Here is a 22,586-nt window from a genome sequence, read left to right on the forward strand (position 1 = left end):
TCATGGTTCTCATCGGTCAGCCGCGTCGTTGCCGCGCGGCGGGAGGTCCGATCTCCAGCACGGCGCGCACGGCCGCGCGCAGATGCGCTCGCGCTGTGGCGCTTCCGAGGCGATCTCGCCGGAGCAACAACGCGGTGGGCAGGTCGACGACGCAGCTGGTTATCGTGTCCACCGCCGCCGCGTCCTTGCGCTCCCACACCGCGACCGCAAGCCGCACCATCAAATCGACGAGAAGTTCGTCGAGGCGTCGCAATTCGTCGGCAATGTCGTCGGGGACATCGTCGGCGAGCACTTCCTCGCGGCGCACACGCAACAACAGCGTCGATGAGCCGGGATATTGCTCAGTGAAAACCACCGGCGCGTCGGCGGCGGCCACCACCGCTTCGATGGGACCGCCCGGGTCGGTACCGGTCGCGGCGTCGTCGACAAGTGCCGTCTGTACCGCCAGGAAACGCCGGCCAGCCCGCAGCCAAGCCTGGCCCATCAGTCCGCCCCGCGATGTGAACGTGTGGTACACAGCGCCGTTGGAGACACCCACGGCCGCGCCGACCGCCCGGATGGTCACCGCGCTCGGGCCCGACCGCGCCACCAGGTCCTCGACGGCGTCGAGTACGGCGTCGGGATCGTGAAGGCGGGGCCGCGGCATGCAACCACCATAACAGAGCGGGTGCTCTATTACGCGCCGGGGCGTGAGTATCTCCCTGTGCCGCGGGGCACGATCCGACCGTGATATGGCGCCGGTTAGCATCGGACGTCCGGATGTCGGTGCGGAAGGTAGGGCATTGGCTGCGATACCCGTCATCGCGCTCACCGGTCATCTCGGCGCTGGCAAGACGACGCTGCTCAACCACTTGTTGCGCCATCCCGGCACCCGAATCGGTGTCGTGGTCAATGATTTCGGCGACATCAACATCGACGCTTCTCTGGTGGCCGGTCACGTCGACGAACCGGCCTCGATCGCCGGCGGATGCATCTGTTGCCTGCCCGATGGCGGTGGGCTCGACGACGCACTCGTCAAACTCGCGGATCCGGCCCGGCGCCTTGATGCCATCGTCGTCGAGGCCAGTGGTCTGGCCGACCCCGTGGCGATCGCGCGGATCATCGGTTTCAGCGAGATACGGGGGGTCCGGCCGGGGGGACTCGTGGATGTCGTCGATGCGGTGAACCATTTCGACACCGTCGACTCCGGGACGCTACCGCCGGTCCGCTATGGTGCGGCGTCGCTGATCGTTGTCAACAAGCTCGACCAAGTGCCTGACAGCGAGAGGTCGGCCGTGGTGCAGCGCGTCACACAGCGTGCGGCGCAACGGAACCCGCACATTCATGTCGTGGGCACATCGGGTGGCCGGATCGACCCGGAGCTGCTCTTCGACGCGTCTGGCACGTCCGGACAGGTTGGCCAGCTCTCGTTCCTGGACTTGGTGCCCGAGCACGAGCATGACCACGTCCATGCTGATGCGGTCACCGTGGCCGGCGCTGGTTGTATCGACCCCGACGCCCTGGTCGATCTTCTCGAACAGCCGCCTCCGCAGGTGTTCAGGATGAAAGGCATTGTGGCTGTGCGGGAGCGCGCGACCGTGCGCGAATACGTGATCAACTTGGTGGGTGGCGCCGTCCACATCGCGAAGGCGCCGTCGGGAGCAATGGCCAATTGCCTCGTGGCGATCGGGATGCATCTCGACATCCCCGCCGTACGCGCGCGGCTCGATGACGCGCTGCAGCCCGTGTCGGGGTCGGCGTCGGCACCGGCGTTGCGGCGGCTGCAACGGTACCGGCGACTCAGCGCGTGAGTGAGGATCCGGCAAGATACGTCGTGATGTCATCTTCGCTCGGCGACGTGCTCGCCACCTTGGAGCTCGACCGAGTCGATCAGTGGCTCTTCGTCGGGCGGCAGCTTCCCGCGCCCGCCAACCATATACTCGGTGGGCACATCTCGGCTCAGGCGTTGTTGGCGGCAAGCCATACCGCACCGGGCCGAACGCCGCACAGCGTCCACACGTACTTCCTGCGGCCCGGCGACTCGCGTCACCCGGTTGATTTCGAGGTCGTCGACCTCCAAGAAGGCCGGACGTTTTCTGCTCGACGGGTCACCGCACGCCAAGACGGCAAGATTCTGATGGAGGCCATGTCGTCGTTCAAAGTCGCCGATTTCGCTCCCGCGCAGGTCGTCTATCAGCCACCTATGCCGCCGGCTTCCAGCCCGGAATCCCTGCCGTGGGTTGCCCCGCATCTCGCGGAATCCGACGAGACCGCCCAAGGGCGGTGGGCGAGCCTGCGCTGGTTCGAGCGCCGGATCATCGACACCGAGGCTGCTCCGCCCGCACGCGCGCCGATGTGGTGGCGACCCGACGGGCGAGTTCCCGATGACCCGGTGCTGACCGCCAGCCTGGTGGCGTACCTGTCGGCGGTGACGTTGACCGAACCGGCATATGCCGCACGCGGCGGTGTCGGGGCATCGGCGCAGCGCGACCATTCGGTGTGGTTCCACGGCCCGGCGGCGTTGTCGGATTGGCTTCTCTACGACCGGTCCTCGCCGAGTAGCGCCGGTTCGCTGGCACTGGCGAGTGGGACGATGTTCAACCGCACCGGCGAACTGGTGTGCACGGTGAAACAGGAGATGTATTTTCCGACGCACAATTGATGGGACAGTCACAGTGCACGTGCCGATGGTTGACCATCGCAACGCGTGACGTCGCACCGTCTCAATATGGCTGCGCCGCAAGGCAATTCCGTCACAGTGACGTAATTAGGCCATAGGGTTTTCCACGGTGGGGAAGGGGATACGGTGGTCGGGTGCGGTCTGTAGCGCGACCCGGTGTCTCTTCTCCGCCATGTCCTTACACTGTCTCGTGGTGATCGGAGTCTCGTGGAGCTCTCTGTGCCCGACGAAGGAGTCGTAAGCCGAGCCGGCCACGATGTGATCGCAGTAGCGGCTTACCGCCTTGCATAATCGTCACCGTGACGAATCGGGCGGGTCGGGGATTCCCACCCACCTCGCGGGGGCCCGGAAGCCGCTGCGTAAAAGGTGATTGCGAGGCCGCCGGATTGGGTAGTCGGTTTACACTCACGCCCAGCTAAAGTCTGGACGCCTGCGATGGGAGGGCTCGATGAGTGTGTTCGTTCGTCGCGTCGTGTGCACCGTGGCGGTGGCATTAGGACCAATGGCCTACGTGGCGGCGGTATCGTCCGGCGTGGCCTCCGCCCAGCCCCCGGATTGCGGTGCCGGCAACTGGTGGAACCCGGGGGCCAATGCGTGCCAGCCGGTGGCACCGCCGCCCCCTGATTGCGGTCCTGGCAATTGGTGGAATCCCGGGGCCAATGCGTGCCAGCCAACGGCACCCCCTGATTGCGGCCCGGGCAACTGGTGGAACCCGGGGGCCAATGCGTGCCAGCCGGTGGCGCCCCCGCCGCCGGAGTAGCGCGTCCCGCTGACGTACGTACCCTTGCCGAGCGCGGCGAGGTGGGATCGGGGCCGTAGCGCGCCCGCGCCCAGGGTCGGACCCGCATTGGCCGCACATTGGTGCGGGCCTTATGTGCCGCCGCTGCAACGCAATTCGTCACTGTGACGTAATGATGGCGGTAAAGGCCCGGTCAGGCGAGCGAGGCCGAGGATCACTCAATGGGCTGCGCGCGATGTCGTGCGGAGGCGCTCGATTAGACGGATCACAAGAGTTGGTTCGTCGCGCGACTGGCCCGTACCCACGCGACAGATTTGCCAACTGAGCGTTCTCGGCTTGCTGCCATGGAAGGCAGTGGACAAGGGTTACGGGACTCGTTGTAGCCCCGCTTTGCGCCGGTGAGCATTATGCCGATAAGCGACATTATGTCGGGTAATCGGGAGGAGGCTCCACTCTCGGACGTTGCCATCAGTATCGGTGTCCTGCGGCATGAGTTGGGCATGACATCGACACCGTCAGACTTGGAGTTGATCCGCTGCTCTCCCATCAATGGGTGCGGACAACTCAAACCCCGCAGTCGGATGTATGGCGTGCTATCAGCGGGCTCGCAGGATAAATCAACGTCCCGCCGAGAACCGCCGCGCTAATCTTTGCGCTAAGTACCGGGTCACGCCTGAGCAGTACGACGCCCTTCGAGCCGAGCAAGGCTATCGATGCGGCATTTGCGGTATCAGCGAGGCGGACGTTGATCTCACAGGGTTGGCGGCAGTCCGCGCGCTGATGGTCAACCGCTGCTCAAGGTTCCGTTCGCCGTAGAGGCGCGAAGCTGCGTCGGGCTAACCCCATTGTCAAGATTGCGGCCGCGGCGACGCCAATCACCGAGCGCGAGATCACGATTGCGGTAACGATCCTTAGCGGCCACAGCACAGTCGTGCTCCTGCACTGCGCGGCGAGCAGGGTGAGCCGCGGTGAAGTTGCCATCGTGACTAAAGACCCTCCCTGCTGCGGCGCGGGAGGGATATGCACCAATCCAATATGGATGTTACCGGCCGATGCTTCGGCTATGCCATCACTTCCGGCAACACCAACGCGCCGAACCATGCGCATCGCCGAGCGCGCAGCGCGGGCGATCGTCGGTAGGTCGTTCTCCCGCATGTCCTTTCGCGGTGATAGCCGAACGATCACCACTTGGTATCTATTTGGGCATGCAACCGCGTTTCGACTGGCGCAGCACTATCGGTAACAACAGTCACATGTTTAACCTTGCGCCGTGCGCAATTTGCCCTCTGCCGCCACCGATGTGCCATTGCGCACTGTCTCCCGGCGTGACGCGCTGCGCTACGCCGCCACGTTGGCCGGTCTGGGTGCCGCATCGGTAGCCTGCGGCATGCCGACAGCGACTGCCGCCGCTCCCCCTCAGCTGATCGACTTTGCCGCACACCAGATTCCGGCGCAGCAGATCCGGGCTGCCGGCTATAGCGGGGTGGTCAACTACGTCTCGTTGTCACGCCCCGGCTCCTCGTTCGGCGCCAAGCCCATCACTCGGTCCTACGCCGACTCACTGACAGCCGCGGGTCTGGTGATTGTCAGTAACTACCAATACGGCAAGCCGGGTGGGTCGACACCGTCAGACTTCACGCGGGGCTACGCGGGCGGCGTCGCGGATGCGCGCACCGCCTGGCATTTGCACACCGCGGCAGGCGGCGGCCAGAGTGCGCCGATTTTCTTCACCATCGACGAGGACATCAACCGCAACACCTGGATTCACACCGCGCTGCCGTGGTTTCGCGGAATCAACTCAGTTCTTGGGGTTCAGCGCACCGGGGTCTACGGAGGTGTCAGGGTCTGCCAGTGGGCCGCGGCCGATGGCGTTATCGGGTCTTCGAGCACACCTGGCCGCCGGTGGGCCTGGCAAACTCGAGCCTGGTCCGGTGATCAGGTCCACCCCGCCGCTGTTCTCTACCAGCGCGTCGTGAGCACCGCGTCCAATCCCGGGCCGAAGGTCGGCGGATTCGAAGTGGACGTCAACGACGTCCTGGCCCCCGACTGCGGCCAGTGGAACCTCCATGCGGGTCGTCCAAGCGGCGACGTGCGATAAGGTGTTGCCGCCACTTCCGGCGATACCAACGCGCCGTTCATGCTCGTCGCAGAGCACGCAGCGCGAGCGTTCATGGAATAAGTCGGTCAAGCGCCGACATCAAAGATGTTGCGGTGCAATCTGACTCAGGGCTGGTGTGGGCTTATGCGCCAGACGGCAGAACTGCGCCGGGTTCATCTGATGAATCAGGCCCGCCCGAGGCCGTGCTCACTGAGGAGGATCTGAGGCAACATCTCCGTTCATGACCACTACCGTTCAGAGTGCCCAAATACCGCGCGTTGGTGGGACACAGCCTGCCTCCGTTCGGTTTCAGCATTGGCCCTTAACCGTTGCGCCCAACACAATATCCTCTATATCTCGCTACTCCGGGTTTGAAACTGGGTCACACAGTCACGGAACGAGATTGGCCACCGATTTGAGCTGAACAGGGCCTGCATTCAGAACGAATTACATGGCGATGGAACCAGCTCGAGAATCTAATCCCGTGTGCACACTGCACCACCAGCCTTTGCATGGTGGAATGTGCCCATATGCAACCGCTGAAAAGCGCCTCACCCTATGTGCGGGTTGACCGATCAGTGAGCTCCGGTCGCTAACTCATTGTCAAGGCCGTGCCCACGGCGACGCTGATCACCGCGATGAGGGACACCCAAATCACCGTAATCGACACGCCCACGATCTCTTCTTCCGTGAGGCGCCAACGCGGTTCGTCGACAAGAGCGGTTCCCCTTAGGGGCGCAACCGCGTTCATTGCTGCGACCGCCAAGAGAAGATCGTTCGCGTCGTCCGCATCCTTCTCGATTGCCTCAAGCGCGGCGATTGCGGTCGTCATATGAGCCCCCAGGATTGCGGTCGCCAACAGGCGTTATCTCGTATACCCACGGTAAGAGTGCGAGATCAAGATTGCGGCAACGCTCCTTAACGGTCGCAGCACAACCTCCCCGCTCCAGGAACAATGGACCATGCGCAGCGCCCGTCCCCTCGAAACCGCGCTCGGCATTGCGCTGGCCACTCGGCGATTCTGAAGGCATGACATCGGGACCGCCGCCCGAATACGACGGATTCGAATATGCAGTGTTACCGGTAATCCGGACGGTTCCGCGATCGCACGTCGCGGTTACCGTTGGTGGCCTGAGGCAAGCTTTGGCCATGACATCGACTCCCTCTGATGTGGAATTAATCCGCCTGAGGTGATCGACGGCTCGGCCCGTTCGACAGGATAAGGCGATGCCGCCGTACGGATTCGACATTGATGATGAGTTGCACGATCAGTTGCGTGCTCCAGTTCCACCGGGCGTACTGGCATGGGTTGAGCGCCAGACAAAGTGTCAGGTCATTGCGCAGCGGCCGTTGGAAGGCGGCCAGTCCGCGGCGATTCACCGTCTTGTTCTCGATAACCGAAGCGCTGTGATCCTGCAGCGATTCGTCTTGGATTGGATCCGCGACGAGCCGTGGGCTCCTGCGAACGAGGTACTGGTCTTAGGTCTTTTGGCCGACACATCAGTTCCAGCGCCGAAGGTGATTGCCGCCGACCCGCACGGACAGGACACCGGTGTGCCCAGCGTATTGATGACCGCACTGCCAGGCGCCGTCGTGTGGGACCCACCAGAGCTGGACCCATGGCTGGACGCCGTCATCGACGTCATGATGACGATTCATGCCATACCGGCGCCGCAACAGTTACGCCGGTGGGAGCCTTACCCGCCGGAGAACGCCCCACCGGCGTGGACCCGCTATCGGTGGGCATGGGAACGCGCCGTCACCACGTACCATGATGTGCGCCCAAGCAGCGACCGTGTGTTCTTACACCGCGATTTTCATCCCGGCAACATCTTGTGGCAGCAAGGCAAAATATCCGGACTTGTCGACTGGGTCTCGTCGTGCGCCGGACCCGTCCAGGAGGATATAGCCCACTTCCGCGTGAACCTGGCCATGCACCACGGACAAGGCGTCGCAGATCGCTTCCTGCGGCGCTGGATGCGCGCCAGCGGCCAGTTTGTATACCACCCCACCTGGGATCTACTAACTGCGGTGTCTATGGGCGGCGACGAACCCAACCACCAACTCGACGAATTCATCGCAGCCGCCGCCCACCGCCTCTGACCGCGTTACCTGATCAACGCCTCCCGCCGACGCGATCACCGCCACAACGCAATGTCCGGGAAGCGGGAAACAGATCACCCATCCACAGGAATTGACAATTCCTCAGCAGGGGGTGTTTTCAGATCAACATTCGTCTGTTGGCGCCAGACGACGACCCGTGACTGGGAGTTGGGGCCCCGGGCTACAGCCCGGGTGGTACGACGTTGCCGTTTACCGTCACTTCGACCTGGCCGGTCTTCGGGTTGTACTCGATTTTGCCGTGCTCGAAGTTCGATACAAGCAGATCGCCAACGGTGTTCACGTCGCTGGCCGGGAAGCCCAGCGGTCCCGCCGACCCGTTATTGCCGGTGATCGCGGGCGCGCCGTTCGGGTCGCGCGGAACATTCCATGCCTCCCGGATCTTGCCCGTGGTGATAAACGCGAGTGTACCGACCGCGTCGTTCCTGGCGGTGATCACACCGCCCTGGAACTGCTGAAATACCAAGCCGCTCTCCCGTTTTCCAGCGTTGCGGTCACCCGTCAGCGGTTTGCCGAGGGCCTGCTTCTGATCCTGAGTTGCCGACGAGTACTTGGCGGCGATCGGGCCGGTCAGGATCACCTCGACGTTGCCCTCACCGATGAGCTTCACCTCCGCAGGCGGCGCTGGAGTCTTAGACGTGGTGGTGGCGTTCACCCCTGCGTGAGGCGGTGCCGACGCGTCGACGCTCTTGCCATTGCCGCAGCCCACAGCAATCAGTGCGACGGCGGCCAGGCCGGCGACTGCCGCGTGGCGGTATGCGATCGTTCTCATGAGCTTCCTCTCGCGTCTTCCTGAGGCAGGCGGTCGTGGTCGTCGTGGCTCCGAACGAACTTACCCGCGGTCATCGACGGCGAGCCAGGGCACCTAACGGAGGATCACCGCAGCTTTGTCAGCTGCCCAGCACCGAGACGATCTTCTTGGCGGTAGCCTTGGCCGATCCCGGATTCTGGCCTGTGACCAGCCGCCCATCGACAACGACGTGCGAGGCGAAGGGAATCAGACCCTTAACGTAGCGGGCGCCGCGCTTCTTGATTTCCGCTTCGGCGTTATAAGGCACCAGCTTGTTGACCCGGGCCAGGACCTCCTCCGACCAGGCGAACCCGGTGAGCTTGCGCCCGGCAACCAAGAGCGATCCGTCCGACAGCTTGGTGTTGAGCAGGCCGCAGTAGCCGTGGCAGACCGAGGACACGACTCCCCCGCGCTCGAAGATCTCGCGCGTGATGTGTTGCAGGCCTTCGCTATCCGGGAAGTCATACATGACCGCGTGGCCGCCGGTGAAGTAAATCGCGTCATAGGCCGTCGAGTCGATCTCATCGGGTGCGGCGGTGCGGGCCAGCAGCGCCATCTTCGTATCGTCGGCCTTCCAGGCCTTGGCGCTCTTGCCGAAACTGGGGAACTTCAACGAGCGCGGCTCCAGCGGTGAAGTGCCGCCTTTCGGGCTGACGATCGTCTGTTCGTAACCCGCTTCGGCGAAGACGTCATAGGCGTGCGTCAACTCGGAGAGCCACAGCCCGGTCGGCTCGGCGGGGTCGTCGTAATGGGCGACGTTGGAGACGACGTTGAGGATGCGCTTGGTCATCCTCCCAGGATTCCACTCATAGCCCGCCCTGTGCCCAGCGTCGACGTGTAGTAGGTGACACCGTTCATCGTTTGTCGATTGTCGTCGGTCTGTGGGATCGGCCCCAACTCGTGGTCCGCGAGCAGTCGACCCATTGGAGTTGCGACCGATGTCCAGCCGCGCGCGTCGAGGTACGCTCCGACGTCGTGGCGCTCGCCCTCGAACTCGATCACGGTGAAGTCGGGTTGAAAGCCGTGCCGGCGCCACTTGGCGGTCGCCGCCTGCATGCGTTCGCGGGCCGCGTCGGGGTCCATGTCGGCCGTATTCGGGACGGCCTCGGTGCCGAGTCGACTTCCTGGCGCGCTGAGCGCGGTGATGGTGTCGAGCAGCTGGTCCTGGGCCCCGGGTGCCAGGTAGCCAAACAGCCCCTCGGCGATCCACGCCGAAGCTCTGTTGGGCTCGAAGCCCGCCTCGTTCAGCGCCGTCGGCCAATCCTGGCGCAGGTCGGTCGCGACCGGCCGCACGTCGGCTTTGGGTTCGGCGCCAAGACTGGCCAGCGTCGTTGTCTTGAACTCGATGACGGCCGGTTGATCGATCTCGAACACCGTCATCCCTCCGGGCCACCCCAACCGATACGCGCGGGTATCCAGGCCCGAGGCGAGGATGACGGCCTGGCGGATGCCCGCCGCGGCGGCATCCGCAAAGAATTCGTCGAAGTACCGTGTGCGCGCCGCGATCGACGCGGGCATCTGCGCCAGGCCCCACGGGCTGCCCTCCACGTCGACATCCGACGCGGACAGCTCACCGGTAGCCCAGCGGGTCAGAAAGGTCACGCCGACCGCGCGGACCAACGGCTCGGCGAAGGGATCGTTGATGTCACCATTGGCGGTCGCGATGGCCCGCGCCGCGGCCACCATCGTCGCCGTGGTTCCTACGCTGGTGGCGGGATCCCACGATCCCTTCGTTGGTGGCATTCTCTACCTCCGAAGTTTTTGGCTACGTAGTGCGTTGCGCTGCGCTCGGAGGCAACGAACTCGCCACTGCACGGCACGAAGCGCATCGGCGCCCGGCTTGGGCCGGTGGGCCCCCGGAGCGGCACAGGCTCAGTGCACCGTCGGCGCTAAGTGCAAGGATATTGCCCGTTGAGCACGCAATTCACCGGTGGTGAGTAGGTACCGCTCAACACGCCCCTGAAACCACCTGTGGCCGAACTACCGGGCGCAATGACGCGATTCCAATTCGCGGGCGTGAGCACATAGTGCGTGCCAGTCTGCGTGACGGTGCTGTTCCACGCGTGCAAGACGGATTCGCCCGCCGGCAAGTCGAACTCGAGCTTCCAATCGTTCAGCGGCGCCATGCTCGAGTTGGTGACGGTGAAGTGGGCGATGAAACCGCTCTGCCACGAATGGGACACCGATAACGTCGCCGTGGCAGCGGCCGCGTGAGCTGCCGGCGTGATGGCAAGTCCGAGCATGACAACCATCAAGGCCGCCACGGCCGCGTGAAGCGCTGTGCGCCAGCGCTTCACGCAATTGTCCACTCCCGCCATACCAGCAACACTAAAGCCGCAGAAGCGACATCGGGCCTCGCATCGCGGGTAAGCCGCAGTACCTTTGCCCAACCGAAACCGTCATGAAATTTAGCCTTGATCCGTCCCCGGACTCCCCTTAGTCGCGCCCTCGGGTGAGGATCAGCAACGCGATCGGCAGCGTGGCGATCGCGAGGGTTGTGGTCTGCGCAACCGCGGCCGCCGTCGTGAAGTTCTCGAGGTGTGTCACGTGGAAGACCAAGTGCGGGACTGCGAACAGCAGGTAGGCGCCCAGTGCGACCCGGACCAAGCGTCGTTCCATCGTCCTCGCGGCGGTGACGACGACGAGCGCCAGCGCGAGGTTCATCGCGCCGTAATCGCGCATGAGGTGTTCGGAGTAGGGCGGGATGCGATCGACCCACGGGACATAGTCGTAAAAGGCCCGAGGAGCCAGCGTCGCGACGAGCCCGACCGCGACTTCCACGAATGCCAAAAACCACAGTCCGCCGCGCAGCACGGGGCTGGTCATCGTCGCCTCAAGTAAGCGCGGATGGCGTCGCGGTACGGCAGCCGGCCGGCGGCTTGCTGTTCTTCGAGGTATTGCTCGAACGTGATCGTGCCGGCGGCGTGCTCGGGGGTCAGCAGCCCGCCGCCACGAATCCCACCAAATACCTTGCCGGGCAATCGGATCGGGGCCATGGGACGACGCCTACCGGCAATCCCCAGGTAGCTGCGGGCGAGATCGTCGAGCGTACGCGCCTGCGGACCCCCGAAATCCGGTGCGCGCCCGATCGGCTCGCCGAGGGCCAAACCCGCCAACCGTTCGCCCACGTCGCGCACGTCGACCGGTTGGAATTTCAGGCCTGACGGCAGCGCCATGACCGGCGGTTTCGCGAGCACGCGCAATACGAAAGCGATCAGGTCGTGAAACTGGGTCGCCCGCAGCACCGTCCATGGCAGGCGCGACTCGGCGATCGTGCGTTCGTTGGCGAGCATTCTGCGGTAGAAGGCGAAGGGAACGCGATCGATCCCGACGATGGAGACGTACAGCAGATGCGGTGAACCCGCCCGTTTGGCAGCCGCGACCAGGTTCTCGGTGGGATAGACGCAGTGCACGATCGTGTCGACGCCGTCCAGCGCCGCATCGAGCCCAGCACCGGTCTGCACGTCCCCCACGACATGTTCGACGTCCGCGCGTTGGTTCGGGCGCCGTCCGCGGCTCAGGACCCGGACGTCCTTGCCCGCGGCCGTCAGCTGGTCGACGACGATGCGGCCTACAGTTCCGGTGCCGCCGGTTACGAGTACACAGTTCGTCACGTCTTATGAACCGGATGGCGCCGCCGGATGTGACAACTGCTTGGCAAGAAAGCGCAATTTGTCCGGATTGGCCAAGACCCGCAGCGCCGCTATCTGGTCCCCGGCGATGTCGAAGCACAGGACGCCGGCCAGCGTGTCGCCGTCGAACGCCAGCATCGCGGGCTCGCCGTTGATCTCGGCGACGTCGAGACGCGGACCCGCCTGCGCCAGGTTCCTGCCGAACACGCGCGCCACATAGCGGGCCGTCCGATCGCGGCCCGAGACGACGCGCCGGGCGGCCGCCACCTTGCCGCCGCCATCGGCCGTCGACGTCATGGTGTCGGTCAAGATTTCGACGAGTCCGTCCACGTCGCCGGCCCGGGCGGCGGTAAAGAACCGTTCGACGAGGCGCCGCCACTGCGCCCGGTCCGGTTGGAAGCGCCGCCGGGGCTCACCCAGCCGCTGGCGCGCCCGCCGATACAGCTGGCGGGCGTTGGCTTCCGAGGTTTCCAGGATCTCGGCGATCTCGAAATGGCTGTAGGCGAACGCTTCTCGGAGCACGAACGCCGCACGCTCGGTGGGCCCGAGTCGCTCCATCAGGCTCAGCAGCGCGATCGATACCGACTCGCGCTGTTCGGCGGTCTCGAGCGGCCCGAGCGTCCGGTCGTCGGTGAGAACGGGTTCGGGAAGCCACGGGCCGGGGTAGACCTCCCGGCGGGCGCGGGCCGACGTGAGCCGGGTGAGGCACAGGTTCGTGACGGCCGTGGTGAGCCAGGCCGGCAGCGATTCGATGGCCTCCGCATCAGCGCGGTGCAGGCGCAGGTACGCGTCCTGCACGGCGTCTTCCGCCTCGCTCGCCGACCCCAACAGCCGGTATGCCAACCCGAACAGACGCGGCCGCTGAGACTCGAAATCCCGCACGACATCGCTCACCCGTGCAAGCCTGCCACCGGTGCGCGCGGATCAGAATCGCTGAGAAACCTCGCCCGATATCTCGACCCCGGTGGCACGTTGACGAGTGGCGTTGCTGAACCTGGAAGCGCGACGTTGGGCTACTCGAATCGAGACGACGGGGTCAGCTCCGCGTGGACCGTGCGACCGAACTTGGACCGCATCAAGCGATGCGCCGACGGGACCAGGACGCCGTGCAGGAAGGGATACTTCTGCCGCAGCAGGCGCCCCACCTGCCGATACTCATCTCCGTCGAGCAAGCGCACGACGCCAGGTTGCACGGGTCCCGTCGGCTTGCCCGACCCCGTGGACGGCCCGAATTCGACGGTTGGGTTGCGCCGGATCCGGCGGATTTTGACCGCTTGCTCGAAACTCCGGAAGTAGGCGCGATCGCCGTCCACGACGATGCTGACGGGGCTCGAGCCGGGGGTGCCGTCCTTGCGAAAGGTGATCAGCCGGATCGTCTTCTGGCGCACCAATGGCGCCAACGTCTGGCTGGTGGCCATGGGAACGCTGCCCAGTACGTAGCCCAGTTGATGTAGCCGCAGCACGAACGCCGCGACCAGGGCCACCGATACCGCACCGAGCGCCCACGCTTGGGCGGGCGAACCTCCCAGGTCAAGGTCCATCACGTGGTTCACGGTATGCACGGTGTTGGCCACAATGAACCCCGCGAGGGCGACAGCCAGAGCGTCCGCCCAGATCAGGGCGAGCAGCAGCGTGATTCCCAGGCCTATCTGGAACGCGCCGACGTCGTGCAGAAAGTGCTGGTGCTCGCCAAACCCGACGGCACGGGCGAATGAGGGCGGATCGAGCACACACCAGATCCCGATGCCGGTGGTGACCGTCCCGACAAAGGCCGTCACCGCGATCAGGTATGCCCGCGCAATGCCACTCAAGCGCTTCATCATGCCGCCTCTCCCACAATTGGCTTGTCTGTTCCTCATTCGCTAGACGGGACGGGGCGGCAACATGTGACATCGCTAGCGGCGGCATCGACGGGCCGCCCATCCCTACCGATGAATCCCGGGCGCTCCGGCAGTCAGTCCTTCCAGACGAACAAATCGAGAGCGAAGGTAGATGCCATGCCCCCCGAAACCGCGGCCTTGCCGCCTGTGGTCGATCACCGAACCTGGCGCGCCGAACTCGACAAACTGCGCAAACGTGAGAAGGCCGCCACCCGCGAGCTGGATGCGATCGCCGCGCAGCGCCGCCGACTGCCGATGGTCGAGTTGCCCGACTACATTCTGATCGGTGCCGACGGGCCCATCCGCCTGGTCGACGTGTTCGACGGTCGCGCCCAGCTCATCGTCTACCACCACATGTGGTCGGACGGCGCGGAGTGGCAGTGCAGCGGGTGCACCGGCTTTACGTCACAGTTCACCCGGCTGGAGTTCCTCGACCGCTATGACGCCCGGTTCGTCGTTGTCACCAACGGACCGATCGAGGAAGCACTCGCCTACAAGCGCAAGGTCGGCAATCGCATGGATTGGTATTCGTCATCGCAGAGCCCCTTCGCCGCCGACATGGATGCGCCACCCGGCGGCGGTTTCGGCGTCAACGTGTTCCTACGCGACGGCGGCACCGTGTACCGCACGTGGCATACGAACGGGCGGGGCACCGAACAACTCAGTCACACCTTCGCGTTGATCGACGTCCTGCCATGGGGCCGCCAGGAGGAATGGCTCGATTCACCCGAAGGCTGGCCCTCGCGACCCACATACTCCGGATGGCTCGACTCCCCCGCTATCGCAGCCGCCTACGGCCCAGGGACAAACGAGGACAACGCATGAGCGCCAGCGATGAACGATACGTCGTCACCCGCACCATCGCCGCGACCCCGGCCGAGATTTTCGCTGTCCTCGTCGACCCAGCGCGCCACCAGGACACCGAGCCCACCGACTGGGTCCGCGACCCGGTCGACACTGCGCCGCTCACCGGCGCGGGACAGATGTTCGCGATGAACATGTACCTCACGCGGGCGGGAGGCGACTACGTCACGCACAATCTGGTCAACGTGTTCGACGAGAACCGTGTCATCGGGTGGATGCCGGGCGTGCTCGACGACGCGGGCGGGCATGTGCCCGGCGGGTGGTTCTGGCGTTACGACCTCGCCCCCAACGGCCACCGCACGGACGTCACCCTCACTTACGACTGGAGCGGCACGCCGCAGCACTTCCGAGAACGCGTTGGTGAAATGCCCATTTTCTCTGAGGATTACCTGGTCGCATCGCTGGCCGCTCTGGAGCGATGGGTCGCGGGCTGATCACATCTCCCCCACCCGGCACCAATGCACCCATCGTCAAGCGGACAGCAGCCGTTGGCGCAGTACAGGCAGTCCGGGTCCATCGAGGTTGTCCAGCAGCGCGGTGCGGCCGCTGACGGCCATCATCAAAGCGGACGCGCGGCCCCGGATTTCGGCTCCCTTACGCCAGGATCGATCAATGTCGGTGCCGTGCAACGAGATGCCCCGCAGTCGGCGCAGCCGCACGAAGCCAACGGGCCATGGCCCAGTCAGGAAATCCAGCGCAAGCCCGACGCTTTCGGGATCGGGATCAAACGGGAGCCCGAGCGGAATGCTGATGTCGCCGCCGTGGATCAAGATATCGGTGAACGGGGCCACCGGCCCGATCACCGGCGGGCTCAAAGGGTGATCGGCGCACTGACGCAGGGTGGCAACGATTTCGGCGGCCGGCCGCTGCGCACGACGACGCGCGAGCTCATCAATCGCGCGGTTCAGGCTGCCGCGGCGCAGAGCCATCGTCATGGCCGGCGGGAGTCCATCAGCGACCGAGCAGGCGAGATGGGCGGCCACCGTCTTGACGTCCCAGCCGGCACACAGGCTTGGCGTTGCCAGCTGGGTGTCGTCCAACCCTTCGACCAGTGTCGCGATCCGGCGCCGCTCGTTCGCGACAGCGGCGAAGACACGCTCGCGGTCCACTCGCACGAGAAAAACTCTATCGCTGGGATGCGACCGCCGTAGCGGCTAAGAAGGATTTTAGCGCGCCTGGCGTGCATCGCCGTTGATGGCTAGTGGCACGAATCCGTCTGTGGCACCAAAGGTCTGGAGGCAACCAGGGGCCGTTACCGCAGCCGGAACCGCGGAGCAATCGTCAGGTCTCGTATAGACGGGAGCGGCGCCGACCGGGCGTTGAGAGGCGTCGACGTGATGTTGCTGCCGCGGTCGCGGACTTCGACGCTTATCGGGGCCGAGTGCGCCAGTCAGGAATCGCTGTCGGGTCGGCTTCCTTATCTACTGAGATGCCCGCAATCGCCCCTATTGCGATCGGTAGCAGCTGTAGAGTCGGCGATACAAAGAATTACCGAGGTGATCATCTCGCCGCATCTGGTCGACAAACACCACTTGTATAGGCCGAATCTTCGATGACACGTCACCGATCCAACGTAGGAGGCGATTCGGTGAACGGTGATGGCCGCGACCGCACACAGCGTGACATAGCCGATGCTGACCAGCAGGTGGTGACATCGGCTGATGGAGACGATGCTCCCCGGGGCGCGCGGTTGACCCGCGAAGTGGTTTTGGATACCGCCATCGCGCTCGTTGACCGCGACGGTCTGCCGCAGCTGACCATGCGTCGGCTGGGGGCGGCCTGCGGCGTGGAGGCGATGGCGCTGTACCGCCACGTTCACAGTCGTGGTGACCTGCTCACCGGCATCATTGACCGCATCGTTGATCGCCTCCACGCCGAACAACTTGCCGCGCGTCGTCAAGAGGACGGCTGGCAGGACTACTTGGTACGCCTGGCGCATGGGGTACGCCAAATCGCCCTTGAACACCCGCAGATATTCCCGCTGTTGGCCACGCATGCGCCCGAAGCGCCATGGGTCCGCCCGCCGCTGCGCAGCCTGCGCTGGATGGAAACCTTCCTCGAGACGCTCTTCTCCTACGGCTTCGACGACGATGCGGCAGTGGCCGCCTACCGCGCCTACACCACGTTCCTGCTGGGCCAGTTGCTTCTGGAAGTGCACGCCCACGGCGCCGAACTACATCCGGACGAGGCCATTCTCGACGGCGAACCACCGCGTCGGCATCTCACGGGCTACCCGTGCCTGCAGCGGTTACAACCGATGTTGTCCGAGGATCACAGCACCGCAGAGTTCGAAGAGGGACTCGAGTCGTTGCTCGATCGCATCGAACTTCTGATGGCTCGTCGCTAATAGGGCTGTCGCCGCCGACAACCCAACAATCGCGCCCACCTGTTTACAACGTAAGCCCTGCTGTTTACGCTGTAAACGACGCGGCGTGCTCGTCAGCCACCAGCAATGCGACTCTGGTCCGTTGCGGCCGAACGGTGCACTGCGGTTCCGCTCAGGCCCGAAACGACGAGGAATACGAAACGTGCGCGTGCATTTGGTCGTTGGATTTGTAGGTATTGCGCTGGCATCGGTGCTCCCGTCCGCCGCGGTTCCCCTCGCCGTCGCCCGGGGATGTCCCGATGTCGAGGTGGTGTTCGCACGCGGCACCGGTGAGCCACCGGGCGTGGGCCCGACGGGACAGGCGTTCGTTGACGCTGTGCGCTCGCGGGTGCGCGCCGGCTCGTTCGACGTGTACCCGGTCAACTACCCCGCCAGCGACCAGTGGGACACCGGCCTCGAGGGCATCAAAGACGCTGGCGCGCATGTGGTTTCCACGGCCAACGGATGCCCCAGGACCAAGATGGTGCTCGGCGGCTATTCGCAGGGCGCGGCCGTGATGGGCTTTGTCACCTCGGATGCGGTGCCCGAGGGCGTTGATCCCGCAACGGTACCGAAACCATTAGCACCTGAAGTGGCCGATCACGTCGCCGCGGTGGTGCTGTTCGGAATGCCCAATGTGCGGGCCATGAACTTCCTGGGTCAGCCGCCGGTGGTCATCGGACCGACGTATGCGGCCAAGACCATCAAGGTGTGCGTTCCCGAGGACCCGGTGTGTTCTGATGGCCTCAATTTCGCCGCGCACAACACCTATGCGGACAACAGCAGCATGATTGACCAGGGCGCAAATTTCGCCGCCGGGCGGCTTAATCAAGATGCCGGGAATCCCCCGATTCCCGGGCCGGCGCCTGATAACCCACCACCCGCGCCGGGTGACTGGTCTGGAAACCCCACCGGCTGATGGCGCGGAATCAGGATTGGCTCTGCACGCAGCCACCGCCGACGTGCTCGACGCTTGATTCCATGGAGCCCACAGCAGCAGAGGTGACCGCGGCTTTCGAGCATCTCGGCTGGAAGTTCCAGGACCGCACCGACTTCCACGCCCGCGCTGCGCGGTACATCGCCGAGGGACTCGCCCATAATTACTGGATCGAATTCGTCGGGCACGGCAGCCGCGAGCAATTGTGGGCGGAATTGACGGCGCTGCCGGGCATCGCCGACCGGCTTACGGCCGGCGGGGTCGGCGTGACACCGGCATCGAAGTTCTACGCCGTCTTAGACGGCACCGACATCGTGGACCCGCATACCGCTGTGGCCATCAGTGTGGCGGCCCTCGATCACGCAATCCAAAATGGTTACAACGGCTTTCGCGTGGTCGTCGACGCTACGACATTGGCCCGCCGCCCCGACCAACGCGCCGCCCTGTCGCAATTTGAGTTCCTCCTCTCCCGCACGATGACAGGGCTGCCCTTTTCCGCGCTGTGCGCCTACGACACCCATCAGCTGGCGGGTGCCGCGGACGAACTCATTTGCCTTCACCCCGATCTCGGTGAGCGTGCGCCCCGTTTCCGGCTGCACCCTGCACCGCAAGCAACGTTCGCGCTGACCGGCAATATCGACTTACACAGCGACGGGCTCTACACCACCGCATTGCAACGCATTTGGTCGCTGCTCGACGATGACCCGCTGATCGTCATCGACGCGCAAGGCCTAGAGTTCATCAGTCACCAGCAGCTTTACACCCTCGACCACTACGCGCGCACCAACGGCCGCACCGTGATCCTGCGAACCGGTCAACGAATCCCCACCAGGCTGGTCGGCGTGCTTCAACTGACGAACGTGGAGTTGCAGCCGGCACCGCCGCACAACGCAACACAAGCGACCGGGTCCTCCGCCGGGCAGGTCACCTACGCAGGATCGGCGGGATGAACGTAGGGGCACTGCGGTCACGTGGTTTTACAACGGAGTTCGGCAGCGCGCGGACTGCGACAGGCGCCCGTGCCGTACCGACATCGGGAGGGGGTCACGCTCACCAGTGGGCAGGATTTCGCCACAGCGACGTTGCGGGCCGGCGGGAGCCAAGGGCCGGCCAGGTCGAAACCTGGCGCGCCGGCGCACCTTTGGTGGCGTGAGGCTATGACGAGGCGGGTTGAGGATGCCAGACGGTAACGAATCCCCCGATGTGGCGGCATCGCGTTCGCGTGCCGAGCCCACCGCGGTATTCACCGGCTTAGCCGACATCGTCTACCAAGGCTCAACGCCCGCAGAGATCTATGCTGCGATCTGCATCGCAGCCACACTCATGGTTCCCGGCTGCGACCATGCCAGCGTCATGTTGCGCGACAACCACATCGCCACGACGGCGGCAGCCAGCGACAGCGTCGCCCGCAAGATCGACAAGCTCGAGCAAGCGCTCGGCGAAGGCCCTTGCCTGGATGCCATCTCGGAGGAAACCCCACAAATCGATCCCGATCTCCGCGCCGGCAGTCAGTGGCCCGCTCTGGCCGCCCGGGTCCTCACCGAAACACCGGTGCACGGAATCATGGGCTTTCGCCTGCTTGTCGGCCCTCACAAAATCGGCGCCCTAAACCTGTTCTCCGACAGCCCCAATGCGTTCGACATGGTGGCCGTCGAACGCGCAATCCTTTTGGCGGCTTTCGCCGGCGTCGCCGCCAACGCCGTGGCTCAAGGCGAAGATGCCGCGACATTGCAACGCGGCCTTGCCAGCAACCGCGAGATCGGCAAAGCCATCGGCATGCTGATGGCGCTCAACGACCTCACCGAAGCCGAGGCCTTCGATACGCTGCGCCGCGTCTCCCAAGAGGCCAACATCAAGCTCGTCGACGTCGCTGCCGCAATGGTGAAACGCCACACCCGCGGCGCCGCGGGCGAGATCTGAACGTGGTGGGCCTGCACGCAACGCACGACAGGTCCCGCGAACAACCCGAGTCGACCTGGGCCTTCACCGATGATCGGGAATTGATTCCGTTGCGTGCTCCCGTCACGCCCGCCGCGCGGTCCTTGTCCGTGCTGCTGATCGAGGACGACCGCGCCGATGCGCTACTCGTCGAAGATCTGATCGATGATGCCGCCAGCGGCGTACGGCTGGTGTGGGCGCGGTCGATGGCACACGCGGAGCAGGTGTTTGCCTCGGCCCGGCCCGACTGCGTGCTGCTGGATCTGCATCTGCCGGACGCCAGCGGAATGGACGCTCTCGAGCGCATCACCAAACGTGATGCCACCGTACCGATTGTCGTGCTGACGGGGCTGAACGATGAAGATTTCGGAGGTACGGCGGTGGCGGCCGGTGCCCAGGACTTCTTGGTCAAGGGCCGCGTCCAACCCGACGTGGTGCGCCGTGCGCTGCTGTATGCGATCGAACGCAAGCGCGCCGAGCTGATGGCCGTCGACCTGGATGCCACCCAGCTGCGGGCCCGCGAGAACGCCATACTCGAACGGGGCCTATCGGCCTCCCCGCTGCTACTCGACAACCCGGGCGTCGACGTCGTCGCCCGGTACCGGCCCAGCCGCGAGCACGCGCTGCTATGCGGAGATTTCTACGACGTCATCCAAACACCTGACCGCACCGTGCATGTGCTGATCGGTGAGGTCGCTGAGGACGGTCCCCATGAGGCACCACTAGGTGCGGCATTGCGGATCGCGTTTCGTGCGCTCACCCTCGCCGGCGTGCACGACGTGGCGAGGATGCACCACCTCGAGCGAGTGCTGCGTTCAGAACGAAGCGGCTCGGGGATCTGCGCCACGGCGCTCACCCTGCAAATCTCCCCCGACAACCCGCGCCTCAAAACGATCCGTGCCGGGCATCCCGGGATGTTGTTACACGGCGGCGGCACCGTGGAATGGATCATGCCTCCGGCCGGCCCGGCGCTGGGACTGCGCGCCGACGACTGGCCACAACACGAGCTGGAACTGCCGGATGATCAGGGCCTGGTGTTGGTGACCGACGGACTCTTCCAAGGGTTTTCAAGCAACGGCAGCCAACCCCTGGACGAGGACGGTCTGCTCGCTCTGGCCCGTTCCCACGCACACTTGCCCGGCATACAATTCGTCGACGCGCTCATCGACAGTGCCCACCAGCTTGCCCAGCCACACGGTGGGTTTACCGATGACATCGCCGTGCTGCGCCTCGAGCGGTCTGCCAGATGACCACGATCGCCGCGCTTGCCCCGGCGGCGGTTGCCAGAAGCAACGGCGTCCGGCGGAAGGGAGAAAATTGTGTGGCCATTCAGAAAGAAGAAGCCGGCCGAAAAAGCTGCTCGCGACGCTAAGGTCTACTACTCCACTCCTTTTGGCGACACGAAGGACGGCAAACAAAAGCCGTTTTTGCTTGAACGCGACGGTGCGTGGTTCGTCCCGGTTTTTCGCAGCGTGGAGACGATGAACGAGTTCTATGAACGAATGAACCGCGCCGCGTACATGATAATTGAGGGAGACATTAAAGACGTGCTGGAGACCAACCGCTCAATTGAGGTGATGAAGAACGTGGGAATTGTGATTGAGCCGTTGAGCGAACATCCCGTTGAGATCGCGCCTGACGCTTGACGGACGCTGAGGAAGAGTCAGGGCCCGACACCGCGCCAGGCGTGCAGCGCGCTCGTCGTGATGCGGCGCGCCGGCCTGGTTGCCTCACCCTCAGTGGCAGGCAGAACCTCAGTCCGCTGCGGCTGAATAATTGCCGGTTTCGGGTCAATCGCGTCTGGGCATTCGCATGCATGAGCTCGCTACGATCCATTCGCTATCTCGCTACTGCGGTAGTAACAGCCTCGGCGGCGCTGTTGAGCGCGCCCGTCCCGGCGGCCTCCGCCGAACCGTGTCCCGACGTCGACGTGGTCTTCGCTCGCGGCACCGGCGAACCACCCGGGGTCGGCGGGGTCGGGCAGGCGTTCGTCGACGCGCTCAGCTCGCGAGTCGGCGGAAAGTCGGTGCGCGTCTCTCCGGTCAACTACGAGGCGAGCGGCGACTTCAACGGAGGCATCGCCTTCGCCCGAACCTTTGTGGACGGGATCAAGGACGCCGGCGGCCACATCGAATCCACGGCGTCGAACTGCCCCAGAACCAAAATGGTGCTCGGCGGGTATTCCCAAGGCGCTGCCGTGGCCGGCTTTGTGACCTCCCCTGCCATACCCAAGGAAGTGCCACAGGAGTTCGTGTCCTATGTGCCGCAGCCGCTGCCGCGGGCGGTCGCTGATCACGTGGCCGCGGTGGTCCTGTTCGGAACACCCTCCAATGAATTCCTGCGCGGCGCCGGCGCGCCACCCATTACGATCGGTCCGCTGTACGCAGGCAAGACCATTCAGTTGTGCGCCCCCGACGACACGGTTTGCAATGGCGCACCTCCTGGACCGCCCGGGATCGCGCATACCCTGTACGCGGCGAACGGCATGGTCGACCAGGGCGCGGATTTTGCTGCCCAACGTCTGTAGCGCCACACTGCGAATAGTCCTGAGACACAGCGGTAT

At 64.7% G+C, this 22,586-nt stretch carries 24 protein-coding genes; 13 read left to right on the forward strand and 11 right to left on the reverse strand.

The annotated features are described in order from the left end of the window. Positions 1-16: 16 nt before the first annotated feature. Positions 17-646 carry a TetR/AcrR family transcriptional regulator gene (locus OCU_RS37165; protein ID WP_014380092.1) on the reverse strand — a complete coding sequence of 210 codons (630 nt, stop codon included), beginning with the start codon at positions 644-646 and terminating at the stop codon, positions 17-19. A gap of 136 nt (positions 647-782) precedes the next feature. Between OCU_RS37165 and OCU_RS37170 the strand changes: the two genes are divergently transcribed. From OCU_RS37170 to OCU_RS37185, 3 genes are all read left to right on the forward strand, one after another. After that, a complete protein-coding gene (locus OCU_RS37170; RefSeq protein WP_014380093.1) occupies positions 783-1,790 on the forward strand; it encodes a CobW family GTP-binding protein in 1,008 nt (335 codons plus the stop codon). Between the two features lie 26 nt (positions 1,791-1,816). Continuing rightward, positions 1,817-2,641, forward strand: a complete 825-nt coding sequence (locus OCU_RS37175) for an acyl-CoA thioesterase (RefSeq protein ID WP_009954542.1) — start codon at positions 1,817-1,819, stop codon at positions 2,639-2,641. Between the two features lie 2,027 nt (positions 2,642-4,668). Continuing rightward, positions 4,669-5,496 (forward strand): DUF1906 domain-containing protein, encoded by an 828-nt coding sequence (locus OCU_RS37185; protein WP_014380096.1) that lies wholly within the window; start codon positions 4,669-4,671, stop codon positions 5,494-5,496. A gap of 592 nt (positions 5,497-6,088) precedes the next feature. On the opposite strand, the gene OCU_RS37190 is transcribed toward OCU_RS37185, so the two are convergent. Next, complete coding sequence (locus OCU_RS37190) at positions 6,089-6,328, reverse strand: hypothetical protein (RefSeq protein ID WP_014380097.1); 240 nt, start codon at positions 6,326-6,328, stop codon at positions 6,089-6,091. A 395-nt stretch (positions 6,329-6,723) separates the two neighbouring features. Here OCU_RS37190 and OCU_RS37195 point away from each other — a divergent pair, with 395 nt between their 5' ends. After that, positions 6,724-7,599 carry a phosphotransferase family protein gene (locus tag OCU_RS37195; RefSeq protein ID WP_041787062.1) on the forward strand — a complete coding sequence of 292 codons (876 nt, stop codon included), beginning with the start codon at positions 6,724-6,726 and terminating at the stop codon, positions 7,597-7,599. A 181-nt stretch (positions 7,600-7,780) separates the two neighbouring features. Here OCU_RS37195 and OCU_RS37200 read toward each other — a convergent pair whose 3' ends face one another. The 8 genes from OCU_RS37200 to OCU_RS37235 all read right to left on the reverse strand — a co-directional run bounded on the left by OCU_RS37200 (position 7,781) and on the right by OCU_RS37235 (position 13,862). Further along, entirely contained in the window at positions 7,781-8,389 is a 609-nt protein-coding gene (locus OCU_RS37200; protein ID WP_041787063.1) for an LGFP repeat-containing protein, read from the reverse strand. Positions 8,390-8,507: 118 nt separating this feature from the next. Next, positions 8,508-9,197 carry a type 1 glutamine amidotransferase domain-containing protein gene (locus OCU_RS37205; protein ID WP_014380100.1) on the reverse strand — a complete coding sequence of 230 codons (690 nt, stop codon included), beginning with the start codon at positions 9,195-9,197 and terminating at the stop codon, positions 8,508-8,510. Beyond that, complete coding sequence (locus OCU_RS37210) at positions 9,194-10,150, reverse strand: SAM-dependent methyltransferase (RefSeq protein ID WP_041787064.1); 957 nt, start codon at positions 10,148-10,150, stop codon at positions 9,194-9,196. The genes OCU_RS37205 and OCU_RS37210 overlap by 4 nt, the downstream gene beginning before the upstream one ends. Before the next feature lie 146 nt (positions 10,151-10,296). Then, complete coding sequence (locus OCU_RS50475; RefSeq protein WP_009954558.1) at positions 10,297-10,725, reverse strand: cellulose-binding domain-containing protein; 429 nt, start codon at positions 10,723-10,725, stop codon at positions 10,297-10,299. A gap of 118 nt (positions 10,726-10,843) precedes the next feature. Beyond that, positions 10,844-11,233 (reverse strand): hypothetical protein, encoded by a 390-nt coding sequence (locus tag OCU_RS37220; protein WP_014380103.1) that lies wholly within the window; start codon positions 11,231-11,233, stop codon positions 10,844-10,846. Continuing rightward, entirely contained in the window at positions 11,230-12,021 is a 792-nt protein-coding gene (locus tag OCU_RS37225) for an SDR family oxidoreductase (RefSeq protein WP_014380104.1), read from the reverse strand. The genes OCU_RS37220 and OCU_RS37225 overlap by 4 nt, the downstream gene beginning before the upstream one ends. Before the next feature lie 3 nt (positions 12,022-12,024). Continuing rightward, positions 12,025-12,933, reverse strand: a complete 909-nt coding sequence (locus tag OCU_RS37230; RefSeq protein WP_014380105.1) for an RNA polymerase sigma-70 factor — start codon at positions 12,931-12,933, stop codon at positions 12,025-12,027. A gap of 119 nt (positions 12,934-13,052) precedes the next feature. Beyond that, positions 13,053-13,862: a PPOX class F420-dependent oxidoreductase gene (locus OCU_RS37235; protein ID WP_008256558.1), complete on the reverse strand. Its 810-nt coding sequence runs from the start codon at positions 13,860-13,862 to the stop codon at positions 13,053-13,055. A 174-nt stretch (positions 13,863-14,036) separates the two neighbouring features. On the opposite strand from OCU_RS37235, the gene OCU_RS37240 reads away from it, so the two are divergent. Continuing rightward, the gene (locus OCU_RS37240) at positions 14,037-14,744 is read left to right on the forward strand and encodes a DUF899 domain-containing protein (RefSeq protein ID WP_008256559.1); all 708 of its coding nucleotides are present in this window, start codon (positions 14,037-14,039) and stop codon (positions 14,742-14,744) included. Beyond that, entirely contained in the window at positions 14,741-15,217 is a 477-nt protein-coding gene (locus tag OCU_RS37245) for an SRPBCC family protein (protein ID WP_009954563.1), read from the forward strand. The genes OCU_RS37240 and OCU_RS37245 overlap by 4 nt, the downstream gene beginning before the upstream one ends. A 36-nt stretch (positions 15,218-15,253) precedes the next feature. Here OCU_RS37245 and OCU_RS37250 read toward each other — a convergent pair whose 3' ends face one another. After that, entirely contained in the window at positions 15,254-15,892 is a 639-nt protein-coding gene (locus OCU_RS37250) for a maleylpyruvate isomerase family mycothiol-dependent enzyme (RefSeq protein WP_009954564.1), read from the reverse strand. Positions 15,893-16,371: 479 nt separating this feature from the next. Between OCU_RS37250 and OCU_RS37255 the strand changes: the two genes are divergently transcribed. From OCU_RS37255 to OCU_RS37285, 7 genes are all read left to right on the forward strand, one after another. Then, on the forward strand, positions 16,372-17,130 hold the full coding sequence (locus OCU_RS37255; RefSeq protein ID WP_014380107.1) for a TetR/AcrR family transcriptional regulator C-terminal domain-containing protein: 759 nt from the start codon (positions 16,372-16,374) through the stop codon (positions 17,128-17,130). A gap of 187 nt (positions 17,131-17,317) precedes the next feature. Next, positions 17,318-18,067: a cutinase family protein gene (locus OCU_RS37260; RefSeq protein ID WP_014380108.1), complete on the forward strand. Its 750-nt coding sequence runs from the start codon at positions 17,318-17,320 to the stop codon at positions 18,065-18,067. An 83-nt stretch (positions 18,068-18,150) separates the two neighbouring features. Next, positions 18,151-19,035: an MEDS domain-containing protein gene (locus OCU_RS37265; RefSeq protein WP_014380109.1), complete on the forward strand. Its 885-nt coding sequence runs from the start codon at positions 18,151-18,153 to the stop codon at positions 19,033-19,035. 226 nt (positions 19,036-19,261) lie between these two features. Beyond that, positions 19,262-20,005: a GAF and ANTAR domain-containing protein gene (locus OCU_RS37270; protein ID WP_014380110.1), complete on the forward strand. Its 744-nt coding sequence runs from the start codon at positions 19,262-19,264 to the stop codon at positions 20,003-20,005. Positions 20,006-20,127: 122 nt separating this feature from the next. Next, positions 20,128-21,273, forward strand: a complete 1,146-nt coding sequence (locus OCU_RS37275; protein ID WP_029384657.1) for a PP2C family protein-serine/threonine phosphatase — start codon at positions 20,128-20,130, stop codon at positions 21,271-21,273. Positions 21,274-21,342: 69 nt separating this feature from the next. Further along, the gene (locus OCU_RS37280) at positions 21,343-21,669 is read left to right on the forward strand and encodes a hypothetical protein (RefSeq protein ID WP_009954571.1); all 327 of its coding nucleotides are present in this window, start codon (positions 21,343-21,345) and stop codon (positions 21,667-21,669) included. 170 nt (positions 21,670-21,839) lie between these two features. After that, positions 21,840-22,550, forward strand: a complete 711-nt coding sequence (locus tag OCU_RS37285; protein WP_014380113.1) for a cutinase family protein — start codon at positions 21,840-21,842, stop codon at positions 22,548-22,550. The last annotated feature ends 36 nt before the right edge of the window (positions 22,551-22,586 follow it).

This window comes from Mycobacterium intracellulare ATCC 13950, from assembly GCF_000277125.1.
In the GTDB taxonomy this organism is placed as follows: Bacteria; Actinomycetota; Actinomycetes; order Mycobacteriales; family Mycobacteriaceae; genus Mycobacterium; species Mycobacterium intracellulare.